7 protein-coding genes are annotated in these 14,536 nt (G+C 31.5%); 4 read left to right on the top strand and 3 right to left on the bottom strand.

The window, feature by feature from the left end:
• From EXC55_RS00555 to EXC55_RS00545, 3 genes are all read left to right on the top strand, one after another.
• Entirely contained in the window at positions 1–2,904 is a 2,904-nt protein-coding gene (locus tag EXC55_RS00555) for an Mbov_0397 family ICE element conjugal transfer ATPase (protein ID WP_129622756.1), read from the top strand.
• A 132-nt stretch (positions 2,905–3,036) separates the two neighbouring features.
• Positions 3,037–4,659 carry a hypothetical protein gene (locus tag EXC55_RS00550; RefSeq protein WP_129622755.1) on the top strand — a complete coding sequence of 541 codons (1,623 nt, stop codon included), beginning with the start codon at positions 3,037–3,039 and terminating at the stop codon, positions 4,657–4,659.
• 71 nt (positions 4,660–4,730) lie between these two features.
• On the top strand, positions 4,731–8,951 hold the full coding sequence (locus EXC55_RS00545; protein ID WP_129622754.1) for an Mbov_0399 family ICE element protein: 4,221 nt from the start codon (positions 4,731–4,733) through the stop codon (positions 8,949–8,951).
• A gap of 345 nt (positions 8,952–9,296) precedes the next feature.
• On the opposite strand, the gene EXC55_RS00540 is transcribed toward EXC55_RS00545, so the two are convergent.
• Genes EXC55_RS00540 through EXC55_RS00530 form a run of 3 tightly spaced genes read right to left on the bottom strand, consistent with a single transcriptional unit; the run spans position 9,297 to position 12,050 of the window.
• Positions 9,297–10,622: a DnaB-like helicase C-terminal domain-containing protein gene (locus EXC55_RS00540; RefSeq protein WP_129622753.1), complete on the bottom strand. Its 1,326-nt coding sequence runs from the start codon at positions 10,620–10,622 to the stop codon at positions 9,297–9,299.
• 53 nt (positions 10,623–10,675) lie between these two features.
• Positions 10,676–11,461 carry a DnaB-like helicase C-terminal domain-containing protein gene (locus tag EXC55_RS00535; RefSeq protein WP_129622752.1) on the bottom strand — a complete coding sequence of 262 codons (786 nt, stop codon included), beginning with the start codon at positions 11,459–11,461 and terminating at the stop codon, positions 10,676–10,678.
• Position 11,462: 1 nt separating this feature from the next.
• Positions 11,463–12,050, bottom strand: a complete 588-nt coding sequence (locus EXC55_RS00530) for a DnaB-like helicase N-terminal domain-containing protein (RefSeq protein WP_129622751.1) — start codon at positions 12,048–12,050, stop codon at positions 11,463–11,465.
• 76 nt (positions 12,051–12,126) lie between these two features.
• On the opposite strand from EXC55_RS00530, the gene EXC55_RS00525 reads away from it, so the two are divergent.
• The gene (locus EXC55_RS00525; RefSeq protein ID WP_129622750.1) at positions 12,127–13,440 is read left to right on the top strand and encodes a hypothetical protein; all 1,314 of its coding nucleotides are present in this window, start codon (positions 12,127–12,129) and stop codon (positions 13,438–13,440) included.
• Positions 13,441–14,536: the final 1,096 nt, after the last annotated feature.

Here is a 14,536-nt window from a genome sequence, read left to right as displayed (position 1 = left end):
ATGCAATTACAACCAAAAAAATTAAGTAATAACGCCTTACGCATCTGACGGAACTTTACTTTAGTCGACTTTGGAATGTTTGTGCTTTTTATGTTAATTGGTTTTATCGTTGCCTTTTTTGCTTTGCCAAAGGAACTTAACAAAAATTACAAAGGCTTAGTTTTGCTTGGCGTATGAATTTTGTTATCTTTTACTTTAATTTGAGTTAATAATTACAATGCTCGTTTGTATAAGGTGTTGTGAATTGCTCTAAAATATATGCTTAACCGCAAAAAATATTTAAAAACGAACGGCACAGCAAAGCATTTAGTAGTTTATAGTGACTTTCGCCACGGTAAGTATGTGGAATATTACAAAGGCGCTTTTGGCACCAAACGCCGTTTCTTTGGCGTGTTAGCACTCCAAGCCAAAAGTCCCTGGGAACTGGATGAAAGCGAACAAAACACCTTTTTAAACCGCATCACCGACTTTTTTGACGCCCAGAGTGAAAGTTTTAATTTAATTCGCCACCGGACTTTGTTAGACTATGCAACTAACAAAACGAAACTTTTAAAACACCAAAACCGGAAAATTAAAAACATTGCCAGGGAATGAGACGACCAGAATGGTATCTTTTGGTTTCAAGGCGAAAGCGTTATTGATAATTACAATGATTATTATGCTTACCGCTTAGATGACTATAACAAATTAGATATGGGACTTTATGTTGACAGCTATTTTATAGTTGTGCACGCCAATTCTATTAGCGAGTTAGAATTGCAATTAGAACAAACCAAAAATTACTTTTTAAATTTGAATATGGAAGCCGAAGTGTTGCAAGACCAAAACTTAGTGGCCTTTTTAGCGCAGCATAATTTAAAACCGCGCAGTGACAAAGAAATTTTAGAATTTTTAGACTATCAAAACAAAATTGAATTAGCAAAAGCCACAAAAGGCGAAAAAGTCTATGAGCGTGAACGTTTAGTTTCACGCCGAAAAGAAGCTAAGTTAGCCCGCATTAAGGCGAAATTAAACACAAAACAAACTTTAACGCCAAATAAGGCGTTAAAAGAACATAAACAAATGCAGGCCGACAAAGCCAAAGAGTATGAATCACTCCAAAGTTTTTTAGCTTTTGACAAAGTAATTTTCAAAAAGTGATATTTTTATGCCGATAACAAATATTACGCTTTGCAAATGGTGAATGAACTCCCAGTGCAATTAGCGCAAGCCTGGTGAGACCCGTTATTAGATAACGAAGCAATTATTAATATCAATAATGACTTTGTTGCCGAAGAAGGCAAAGCACGGTTATTAGACCGCAGCATGCGCAATTTGGAAATTAATGCCGACACCCACAAATCACGCTATGAACAAAAGAAAATGAATTTAGAAATGGAAGCAGTTGAACACATTGAAACGCAAATGCAGTTGCAAGGCAATGCTTTATTAAATATGAAGTTCTTATTGCTTTCCCAAGCCGACAATTTAAAAGAATTAAAGGCCAAAATGAACGAAATTAAAAAGAATGCAAGACGCGCGAAGATCCAACTAACACCGTTATACTATCGCCAATTCGAAGCTTTTGCGCAGTACCAAATTTTTAATAATCGTTTCTTAAAAGACTCTATTCAAATCACAACCCAGAATTTTACTAATGGTTGAGCTTTAGAAAACGAAGTTAATAACGACCATAATACTAATTTAATTGGTTTTTCTAAAACCTCCGGTGAACCTTTAATTATCAATAATTTCTTTAAAGGCAACGCCCGCAGAACTAACTATAATGGCTATGTTTTAGGTTCAAGCGGCAAAGGCAAAAGCACCTTTGTCGGCAAATGAATTTTGAACACTCTTAGTGAAAACAACCGCGTTTATGTTTTAGACTTACAAAATGAGTACCAAAATTTAGCGTTAGAATTTGGTGGTTCTTTAATTGACTTAGGCACCGGCAAAAACACCACTATCAACCCTTTACAAGTGAAAATTCAATTTTATGATAATGATAGTGAGAAAATTGACTTAAATACTATTATTAATAAACATATCATTTGGTTAGAAGGTTTCTTTCAGTTAGCTAATAATGAATTTGACACCGAACAAATTATGATTATTTCGCAATGTGTGAAGGAATTGTATGAAGAACAAGGCGTTTACGCCTTAAAAATAGATGAATTCGCCAACTTTAAGTTTCCAATTTTAAGTGACTTAATTGCTAAACTAAAAACTTTAACTTTTCCCGAAGGCATCGACCAGCGCCGCAAAGAATTGAAAAAGTTAGCTATCATTGATACTTTCGAATATCTTTTTACTAAGAATGGTAAATTTGCCAAAATGTATAATGGCCAAACTAACATTGACTTAAACAATGACTTTATTGTTTTTAACACCCAATATTTAGTCGGCAGCGGCAATATCGATGCCGCCCTGGGACTTTATACTTTGCTTTCTTTTATTCAAAATAAAATTTATAGTAATTGAATTATTGATAAGAACAAAAACACCTTATTAGTAATTGATGAATTACACCAATACATTAATACACAGAACCAAACAACGCTTGACTTTGTGTACTTAATGACGAAAACGGTACGGAAATTTCAAGCCGGAATGCTCCTTTGCACCCAGAATCCTTCCGACTTTTTAGCTACCGAAACAAAAAGCAAAAAAGCCGAGGCCATTTTACAAAATTGTCAGTATTCATTCATTTTTGGTTTGCGCCAAAACGACCTTAATGCTGTTAATGAACTATTTAAAGACACTGGCGGTTTAAACCAAAGCACCAGGGCGTTTCTTAGTGATAGTGATATTGGTAATGCACTAATTTCACTCCACGCCTATAGTAAAATTCAAGCCGAAATTTACTATAATGACTTCGAAATGAAATTGCTTTTCAAACAGGGCAATTTCAATACTAATTCATAACAATTACTAAAAGCAGTTTCAATTTTGAAATTTGCTTTTTTCATACAAAAAAAAAAAAAAAAAAAAAAAAAAAAAAAAAAAGCCGCATTTTCTTAAATATAATTAAGTTATTGATAGTTTAATGCGTAAAATGTGCAAAAAACTAAAAATTTTTACACATTAATAAAAAATATTAAAAAAAAGAACAACACAAAACAAAAAGGAGAAAGAATGAAAAAGAAACTAAAATGAACCTTATTTAGTGCTCCCTTAACGCTAATAAGTGCTTTGCCTTTACTTGCAGTTTCTTGCGGTAAAAGCAATGAAAACACAAATACATTAAATAACAATGAAACAAACGCAACTGAAAACGAAACAGAAAACAATCATACCGGTACTTTAGATACAAACAATGTTGAAATAAATAATGATAAAAACGTAATATCTAGCGCGGATGCGCAATACGAAAAGCAAAACACAACAAAAGTTGAAGTACAAACAAAAGAAAATAATGTACAAAATATAACGATAAACAAAACTTTTGAATTGTATAAACCGTATACATTTTATTGAATGATTCCTTATTGAAGCTTTTTTTCTGATGATTCTTCTTTTGATGAAACGTTTAGGAATAGCAGGTTTGACTATATAGAATTTGGAAGTAAATTAATACAAGAGACATATGGAGATAACGAGCTTGATCCAAAATTTACATCCAAGGAATTACTCGATATAGTTTATGAAAATGAAAAAAATAAATTAAAAAGAAAAGATTTAGATATACCAGCATTTGAAGTTTGAAAAAAAGATAACATAAAAAATGAACTTGTTAACAATTGAAAATCTAACTTTTTGAAAATTTTTAACCCTAAATGGTTTTTCTTTGAAATCAAAGACTTACACTCAGAAGACAATAAAGTGACAGAAGAAGATTATGACTCGCTAAAAAAAGAAACTAACTCATTTAAACAAATTACAGAAAAATTTTCAACAGAATTATTTAATATTTTGTCTCCCGAAGACTTAAAGTTATACATAAAAGAAAATAACATAATTTGAAAGGGAAATAGATACAACTTTTTATCAGAAATTATTGAAAGATATTTATTTTTATGAAAGGAAATAAACGAAACAACAAAATTATATTCATATTACAATTTTCCATACAAAATTTATAATTCAACTACTACTACGTACGAAATGATGAATTGATTTGAACTCAAAAAAATCGAAACATTACGCGACAAAAAAACCATAAAGTTTGAATTTATTCTCAATAAAGAGTACGAAAAAGAAAAAGAAATCTCTCATTCAATCTTAAACATGTTGCCTGTAACTAAATTTTATTGATATTTAGATACAAAAACCAAAGCCTGAATGTTTTCAGAAAATGATTTCAATGAATTAGGAAATACAGAAGAATATTTAGAAAAAAATGACGAGTATTGGTGAAAAGTTTATGCTGACTATTTAGATGTAGGATATAGTGGTAGTTTTAAACCAGAAGAAATAAAAAAATACACAAAAAAAGAGTTAATTTCAAAATTTTATATAGAGAATAAAGCAAAAAAAATAAAGGTTTTAAAAGTTGAAAAAAAATATGCTTTTTTAGAGAAATTTTTAAGCGAAAAATTCAATGTAATGTTGAATGAATGGGAATCGAGACCAATTATTCATAATGTTAATTACAACGAAGAAACAAATACTTTTGAAATTTTTTACAATATAAAAAATGTCGAACTAAATTTAGTTCTAAATATAAAAGACGCTTTATAATTATATTAACCGTTACATAAATTCAAGTGGCAAACTTTTTAAGTTTGTTTTTTGTGTTTTAGAAAGAAGATATGAAAAAACACAAAATTTTGAAATTTATAATAAAAACAAGTCCTTTCTTCACAATTCCATTTCTTATTTCAGCAAATAAACTAACTTGAACTATTTTTACAGAAAGTTCAGTTTTTTTAGGAAATGAAAAAATGAATGAATTAAGAAAAAAATTAGATGATAATATTTTTATATTTGATAGTTTTACTGGTGGCGATTACTTTACAGAATTAGATAATTTTCCAGAATACTTTCAACAGCACGAGCGAACTAACTCATTACTATTTAATGATAAGTTCAATTCACTAAAAAGCGAGTTTGACACTTATGATGTAAAACTTAAATATTCATTTACCACTGGTTATAAATTTAACATTTATGCAGAAAAAACATATAGCGAAAAAGAATTGAGACCTGAATTTGCTCCGTATTTTACCAAAGACGGCTTTAAAATTAAGGAACCACCATACAACATATTTAGAGAATACGGCCATCAACTTTGGCAAATAAAAACATGAACCAGAGAAGAAATTTTGGCGAGCCATGTTCCAGCAGCGTTTAATAAAAACGATAAATGAGAAGACTATTTAAAAGTTAAAAACTACTTAAATTCCGCTATTGTTATTGAAAGTGATACAAGTGGAAACTTAAATACAATGAGCAATGAAACAGACAAGAATTATTTGAAGTTTTTAAAACTAAAAAATAATATACAAAAATTAGAAGATCAAATTGCAGAAATAAATAATAAATCTAAGTATTTTCAATTAAAGTTTGAAATAGTTGATGGTTCACGAATCAATTTGTATTCAAAAACAAAAAAGGGAGAAATTGTTGAAAGAAAAGAATCAAAAAGTATTACATTTGTAAAAAGTCAAAAAAGTAGTAGACATGCAAGCACAAAAAACTTAGAAATAAATTATGGGCAATATGCAAATTTTTCCGACAAAGGCAATATTAATACAGTTAAAGAAACGCCCAAATATAACATAGCTCCGCACGAAGAGCAAACAATAACTGACAAAGACAAACATACATACAAGTTATATGATAACGGCGAAATTCAAGTATATTCGCCATTATCGGTAAAATTTACTGCACCAAATAATAATTATGTATTGTATGTGAACGATATTAAAGTAGATGTATACGATAAAGTGTTTTTCGCTGACTTAGAGGAAAAAGATATTTCTAAATTTGGTCAAAATAACAAATTTGTTTTAGAAGTTAAAAAGTATGTCGACGGAAGCAGAAATTTTCCTCAAGACTTAGAAAGCATCACGCGACAAACTATCATTTATACACCTAAACCTTTCAAAGTTGATATGAAGTGATTTGGTTGAAATCCAGATAAAAAACCGGAACAAAAAAATCTTATATCGCGCTATATAATAGACGCAAATGGCGAAGTAAAACGTGATGGAAACGGCGCGGCTTTGCAAAACCCCAATTATGATGAAACAATTGATCCTTTAACTGGAACCAAAAAACAATTAATTTGGTTTAAAACACATCCTTACATTGATAAAGGACAAACTAATTCGCTTAACGAATTAGTTAAAAATTTGAATTATGTTTCGTATGAAACAAGCCCAAATAAAAATATCCAAGAAAAACTCTATATGCAAAAAACCGGTTTACCATATGGCACAAAATTCATTTTTGATAACAAAGATAAAAATACAACTGAATCAGAATGAGCAGGAGTTATTGCCGAAGCGACCATAATTGGAAAAGGAGGTTCATTTGTTTATAGTGGCAATACAAAAGAACTTAACATTTACAAATTGAAAGAATGAACACCATCAGACGCAACAAGTACATATTTGAGTTATCAAAGAAATTGAATAAATGGCAACTCACGCATAGTTAAAAGAACAAATGGAACGAATGAATACATTATTTCATCCGACGACGAGTTTTTTTCAGATAATGGTATCTATTTATTTGTAAGTAAAGGCGAAGACACTATCAGTTCCTTTAAATTCGTTTTAATTCAAAAAAGAGATGATGAAAAGAACCAAAATCTTACTGGTTCATCATTCACCGATAACATTAAATCAAAACAAGTGCAGCCATTATTTGAATCAGAAATTGGCAAAAAGTTCTTTGCATATTTAAAAAATGTACTAAAAGTTGAATATCAATTAAAAACCCTAAGTTATGAGCAATGTTTAGTTTATTTTCAGAAATTTTTACAATATACAGAAGAACAAACTAAAAATAACGAAAACGACGAAAATACAAACGAAAACGACCGCGTTTGAATTCGGCCGCTATTTAATCACAATTTAGATAATTTATATTCAAGAAATGAATTTAAAGCTAAATATGAAGGCAATTTAAATACTTTAGCAAAAGATATCTTTGCCGACTTTGCGCATAAAGATAAAATAGCAATTCAAAACTTTACAATTGACAATTATCGTAAAAATAATGTAATTTTAGATTTAATTGTGGCTAATCCCAACCTTAAGTATCAGTTAATTGCAAACCGTGTTAATTTCCCCATTATTTTTACCGATAGCAATATTGGTAATGAAGATGAGGAAAATGTTGACACCGACCCCGACATTATTTATTTAGAATTTGACGATGAATACATCAGAACAATCGAAGCGCCAAAATATAATGTGAAAAGTTTTATTAAAACCTTTGATAAGAAAGAACCGAAACGGTTATGACTAAAAAACCTTTCTCGCCGCAGCTATGAACATATCAATTTTGAAAATCTAACAATTACTAAAAATGACGAATCCCAAAGCGTAAATATTACCTTAAAGGCAGAATTAAAACCGAGTGCTATCGCACTTAAGAAGCAATTAATAAATCGAGAATTGCACACAACTATTAGTTATGACTTATTTGGTTCAGGTGCAATCGGTATTTTTGCCGACATTGACATTTTTACAATTAACTTAATTGGTGTAAGCCAAGACCAAATCGAAGCAAGAATTAAATGAGTTTTATCACAACAAATGCCGCGTTTAGTTTACGAACGAGACTATCGCATAGTCCCAGACACTTTAGAGCGTATTAAAGCAATCTTAAATGAGCCCGAAGCAAACATTCGTGATGCCAACGCCCGCAGTGAAGACTTAAGCTTAGAAGAAAAGGAAACAGAAGCTAATTTTGGTAAAACAATGGGCAGAATCACCTTACCAGTAATTAACACCATCTATGACTTAAGCAAGGTTAGTTTTCCGCCATTAGACATTAATGCTAAATACAATGTTTCCGCTTTAAATACAGAAACTTTAAAAACGTACTTAAATATGCATATTTTGGACACCACCGGCCTTAATTACTTTGATATTAATGACATAGTTTATACTAACTTTAATCAGTTACAAAACGCTTTAATGCAAGCATCACAACAAAATGTACCAGCTAACTTTAACATTGAATTTCAAGGCCGTACTAATTCAAAAGTGAAAAATAGCAATCGTTTTGCCGTGCAATATCACGGCCACTATGACAAAACTTACACCGACCTTTCCGAAATTGATCTTAAGTTAACTTATGCCGAAAATGACAGAGCAAAATTAACTAACGCTATCTATAATGAAATTGTTAAAACCTTAAATGAAAAAGGTATTGAAACAAAAGCTTATATTCCAATAAGTAAGGGCTTAATTGCTTTATTAGTAAATGAGCTTACACCTGATAATGCAGAATTGCCAGTAACTATCACTAAGGAATTTTTCATTAAACCTAATGAACCTTTTGGACAAAATCAAGGAAAAGTTACTATCACTAACACTTTAAATCAAAAACCAATTGATAATAATCAATTTCTTATTGACTTAAGCATTGTAAACTTTGACTTAACTTATGATGAAAATGTTTTAAGTAAGTTAGAAGCACAAATTATTGCCGATATTAAAGCAAAAATGACAAATGCTTACCAATTGAACGAAACGCAATATGCAATTAATCGTCATAAGTTACACAAACTTATTCGTGAAATTTCCGATCCAAATGCCAAAGTAAAAACTAAAGCATTTTTAATTGAACCTATCGAAAATATTAGTGAAAATAACGGTAAAGTAAACATCACTAGCACTAACACAAAACCAGTAAATGATGACTTACCAGACATTGGCGAAGACCCCGAAGAAATAGCGAAAAAAGTCTTTATTAAAAAAGTAAGTTATTCAGTGGGCGGCACAGTTGCATTCGTGACAGCGTTTGTATTATTTGTAATTTGACGTAAAAAACGTGTAAGAAAAATTAGATAACAAAAAAGCTCCGCAAAAGGAGCTTTTTCTATGCTAAATTGCCGCATCATAAGCATCATTTCTATTAGAACTATTTACTTTTAATACTATAAAATAGCGTTATTCGTTATTATTAGTTATATTTTAAATGTTTTTTTGATAAAAAAATGATTAAAATAGTATTTATATAGTATTAAGATAGGAATGCGATACTATTGGTATAGGATTCATATAGGATTCATATAGGATTCATATAGGATTCATATAGGATTCATATAGGATTCATATAGGATTAGTATAGGATTGGTATAGGATTAGTATAGGACGCTGCTTCAAACCAAAAATTTGTTACAATTTATACTATACTTACTCTATCTCATTAATAATTCCTAATTCATTAAAAATCATTGTTTCACCGCGAAATTCCATATAGGCACGTCTAAGCGTGCCATTTCGATTTTTGATTAAGTCGCAACAAAGGAGTTGCGATTTTTTATTGCGCTGCAATTGATTAATAAACTTAGGTTCAAACTCTTTGTACATTAGCACAATTTGGTCGGCAATTTGTTCAATGGCGCCGGAGTCTTTTAAATTTGCGCTTGTTGGGCGCATTTGTTGGGTGTCACTTTCCCGGTTTAATTGTGAAAGTAAGACAAAAGGAATTTCTAAACTTTTAGCAATAAGCTTAAGTTTATTCACCGTGTCGCTTAAAGCGTAAGTGCGAATGGTTTTTTCATCAAATTTCATAATTTGTAAATGGTCCAAAATGATTAAGTCGATATCTCATTGTGTTTTTAATTCTAAAATTTCATTAGTTAAATAGTCACTGTCAATAAGATGTTGGGCTGTGGGTTCTAAAATACGCAAATTTAGGTGTTTTTCAATGTACGCTATAGCTTTATCGATGGCTTGTTCGTTAGTTGGAGTTGCTTGTCAATTCTTACTATTTAACATTCAGAGCGGTAATTGCGTTAAATTAGCAACTAAACGGCTTAAAATTTCTTGTTTTGTCATTTCTAACGAAACAAATAAAATGTTTAATTTAGTTTTGTTTGCTTTGCGGGCGTTTAAAATAAGGTTAGTCGCTAAAGCCGTTTTGCCAATGCCCGGGCGGGCACCAATTACGATTAATTCACCTGGTCGTAAGCCCTGGTTGTTAGTATCGAATAATGCTCACCGGGTGCTAATTGTTTTTTCTTGGTTCTGAAAAGTAAGACGAAAATTATCTAAATATTCATCAATGCTACAGGCGGCAATTTTGTCTTGACTTAGATTTTCGGCTAACAAATTTAAAGTTTGTTTTAGTACATTGCGGCTAAAGTCAAAACTAAACTTAGTTTCCCGTCAGGTTTGAAACAAAGCTGTAATTTTATCAATGACGATGAATTTTGCAAACTCTTGCAAAAAATAGTTTTCATTCTCAATGGATGTCAAAACTACTTCGCCATAAATATTAAAAAAAAATTTCGTGAAATTATGTTTGCGCGCGCAATCGACTATATTTTGGGTTGAATATACTTGGCAATTGTCAAATAATTTTGCCAAAATTTCAAAAATCGCCTGGTATTCTGGAACTTTAAAGTTCGCAGGAGAAAACTCTGCGGCGTAGTGATTGTAATCATAGTTGTTAAGTACAACGCTCAACACGGCGCGCTCAACTTTATAACGAAATAAATCTCTAAAGAAAGCCATTGTTAGTCCTTATTTGCGTATATATCTATAACATTGCATTATTCGTAAATTAATTATTTTTTTAATTCCTTAAAAGTTAAAGTTTCACCATTGAAAACCATATAACTATCTGTTAAGGAGTTGGCGCGGTTTTTCGCCATATTAAAAAAGCAAATGTCGACAAAGTTACCATTTGATAATTTATGTTTGCTTTTTGAAAGCAAAATAATTTGGTCGGCGGCTGCTTCAATGCTGGCTGAATCTTTTAAGTGTTTTAAAGTCGGCAAGGTTTGTTCCTGCACGCTTTCCCGGTTGAGTTGGAAAAGCAAAATGATAGGAATTTGGTTTTCTTTGGCAATTTGCTTAAAAGTATCAACCGCTTTACCGACTTCGTAAGTACGCAATGTTTCGTTTGGGTAATGTAAATGTTGTAAGTGGTCTACAATAACTAAGTCTAAAGGATGTTTTAGGTTAATTAAAGGAATGAATTTAACAAAAGCATCAATATCACTTTGTTCGTGCAGTGATTGCTCTGCAATGAGTAAATTTAAGTTCAAATTAATAAAATTAAGCGCAAATTCCATTCTTGCTTTGTTTTCTGCAGTGTCTTTTCACGTTTGCTCGCTAAAATTTGTAATAGGAATTTGGGCTAAGTGTGCAAACAAACGCGCCATAATTTCCTTCCGGTGCATTTCCAAAGAAATTAACAACACATTCAAAGGCCTTTTTAAGCGCCCTTTGGCTTTGTGAGCAACGGCCGCAATTAAATTTAAGGCAAAGGCGGTTTTACCAACGCCCGGGCGGGCGCCCAACACAATTAAAGAACCTTTCGCTAAGCCCTGGTTATAAGCATCAAACAAACTAAAACCAGTTAATAAAGGTTCTTGCGCTGTGTTTAAAATTTTCCTTAAAAGTTTTTAATTCAGCACTAAGTTCCATTTGTTTTTTTGCCATTTTGTTTTGTAGTTGTTGTAAACGGTTTCATAACGCTGAGAATTTTTTGTGTGCTTGGTCAAAGTCCAAACTGGTTGTGTTAGCGAGAAAATGTTGATACGTTTGTTCAAAAGCTAAGGTTAATTCGCTTTCAAACAAAGCTTGGAGTTCATAGTCTACGTTGCCACTAAGGGCGTGCGCATTCTCTATAATTTGCAACAAAGGCGCAAATTTTGCTTCTGGTTTATTGTTTCTTTGCAAAAATTCTGTGATGATTGAACTATTAATTTTTAAATTTGCATCCATAATTTGTTTAAACACACCAAACAATTCACGGCAGAGTGGGTCACTAAAATCATTTTCACTTAATAAAGTGAAAATTTTGATCTTAGTTCAGTGCCAATTTTGCACGAGCTGTGCCAAAATTTGAATTTGCGCCGCGTTTGCTTCTGTTTTGGTAAATGGTGGCGGTGTTGGCGAACTTAAAGTTCGAGTTTTGGGACGGAGGGAAGCCATAACAAATAAAATCGTTACCAAAGCCAAAGTTTTAAGTTCAAAGTTATAATAATTTTAAACGAGAAAGAGTTAAGTTATGTCAATTTTTACCTTTGCCGAAGACCACATTTTCCACGCTTACGTGGACGAATTTTTAGCTAAGCACCAAACAACCTGGGCAGCTTACATAGATGAATTAACACACCAAACTTTAGCGCAGCAGCCTACCAATTTTAAACCGCTGGGTAATTTAGAGGTTAAACACAATGACACATTGAAGACAAACCAAAGCGAGCTTTGGCAGTTATGCCGCCAAGGTGTTGAAATTGTGGCCAAATTTAATGTCTTAGAAGAACACTTTCGCACCAAAGGCCGCTTTGAAGATGCAAACACCCGCACTTTCATTGTGCGGGAACGTTATGTACGTACCATTAGTATCAATGGTTTTGAATTAACTTATAACTTAACTATGTATAGTAAGCCCCAACAAGGCAAATTTATGTATTACCACACGCAAGCTTTGGTTAATTTGAAACGCAAAAAGTATTTAGCACTAACTTTGCACCAACCTTTACACACCCAGCCAATCGCCCGCCGAAAACCAAAACCAGGCGACAACCGCCTTCCGCACTATGTGTGAGCTTACGCCCAAAAAAGTAAGTTTTATCAAACGCAGCAAGTAAATTTTGATGCTTACCTTACCAAATTTCACCAGAGCGCCACAATTCAAATTGATATTGACGACGCTTATCAGCGCGTGCAGAGCAAGGGCAAAGTTTACAACCAGGCTGTGCGCATTGCGCATATTACCAATGAAACAAACGAAAAATTAATTTTCGTGCAAAAACTAACAAAAAGCACCAAAAACGTGAATGTTTTGGTGCGTTTTTTAATTAATCAATTGCAACTGAAAAACAATTGCAAATTAGTAAATTTACTAATTTGCGGTGATGGCGCCAAATTTGTGACTAAAATTGCCAAGTCTTTACAAGGCGTGCGTTTGTGCGACCTTTTTCATATTCGTGACAAAATTGTAAAAACTTTTGCCGGACTTTTTAGTATGCGCCCAGCGCTGTGTTTTTACCACCGCATCATCGCCGCCTTTGAGGCGCGAGATGCAAACTTATTACTAAAAGAAATTACCAATTTTACGAATTTTGCACTAAGCAACCACCGCTTTAGTGCGAAAGTGCGAACCAAAATTCAAGCATTGCAAAAGTATTTTTTAAAAAATTTTAAGTTAATCGAACATACTTTTAAATTAAAGCCGGCAGTTACGCCTTATGCCGAAAGCGCCATTAGTCACTATTTTAAGGCAAATACCAAAAGTGCGTTTTGCACCTATAGTTGAGAAACAATTTGCCAAAAAGTACTAAGTACGAATCGAACCATTAATATTATTTTTCTTTAGCGAGCAAAAAAGTTAACTCAAACTTTTTTGCGGTTAGTGAAGAAATATTAATAAAAAGCAGCGAAAAATGCCGCCAAGGTAATTTTTCGCCCGCAAATTAAAACTGCCAATAATGAAACAATAGGGAAACCAGGTAACATAAATGTTACAAGAAATCAAAAGCAATAATACATATATCAAACAACCGTTACAGTAACTAAAATTTGTTCTTGCTACGGTTGTTTGGTTCAATGTAACAAACAATTTTTAGTGAAATTGTTTGTTACTATAACAATAATTGATTCAATTTATTGAATCAACAACCAATAAATGTGTATGAACACATTTATTGGTATACATAACAAAAAAATTATATTTTTTGTTATGTAATTATTTTACTAATAGCACTTTATTATAGTGCTATTAGTAAAATATGTGTATATATTTATGCTCTATAAATATATACACTACATAAAAAAAGAATGTATTTGGAACATTCTTTTTTTATGTATATATCAATTACGGTTGTTTGATTTAATGTAACAAACAACTGTTTGTACTGTTGTTTGATTTATTACAACAAACAACTGTTTCTACTGTTGTTTGTTACTACTGTTGTTTGATTTAATGTAACAAACAACTGTTTGTACTGTTGTTTGTTACTACTGTTGTTTGATTTACTACAGTAATATACACTACATAAGAAAAGAATGTATTTGGAACATTCTTTTCTTATGTTTATATTGATATAGTCAACATATACATACATACATACATATATATATATATATATATATATCTAAACAGATACATAATAAGTCATATATAGTGATAGTAAAAAATAAAAAACAAAAAATTTACCTTGGAGGTATTTTTGTTTTTTATTTTAATATGTATATGTATAAATATAAGTACGAAATAAATTAAGTGTTACGTGTTTCTAAAATTTGAACACTAATAAAAAAAATTTTTGATTAATTTCCAAAAAAGTCTATAATACTTGCAAAGTCTCTTAATTACGACGCTTTCATAGTTTAAAAACAACAGCTTCAAGCTTTGTTTTATAGCTTGCGGTTTTGTCTTGTATCAACATATAATTTAGTTACTCGCGAGTTTG

Source organism: Mycoplasmopsis columbinasalis (assembly GCF_900660705.1).
Classification (GTDB): domain Bacteria; phylum Bacillota_I; class Bacilli_A; order Mycoplasmatales; family Metamycoplasmataceae; genus Mycoplasmopsis; species Mycoplasmopsis columbinasalis.
The sequence above is the reverse complement of the archived record's forward strand: the minus strand, read 5'-3'. Positions and strand labels throughout refer to the sequence as shown.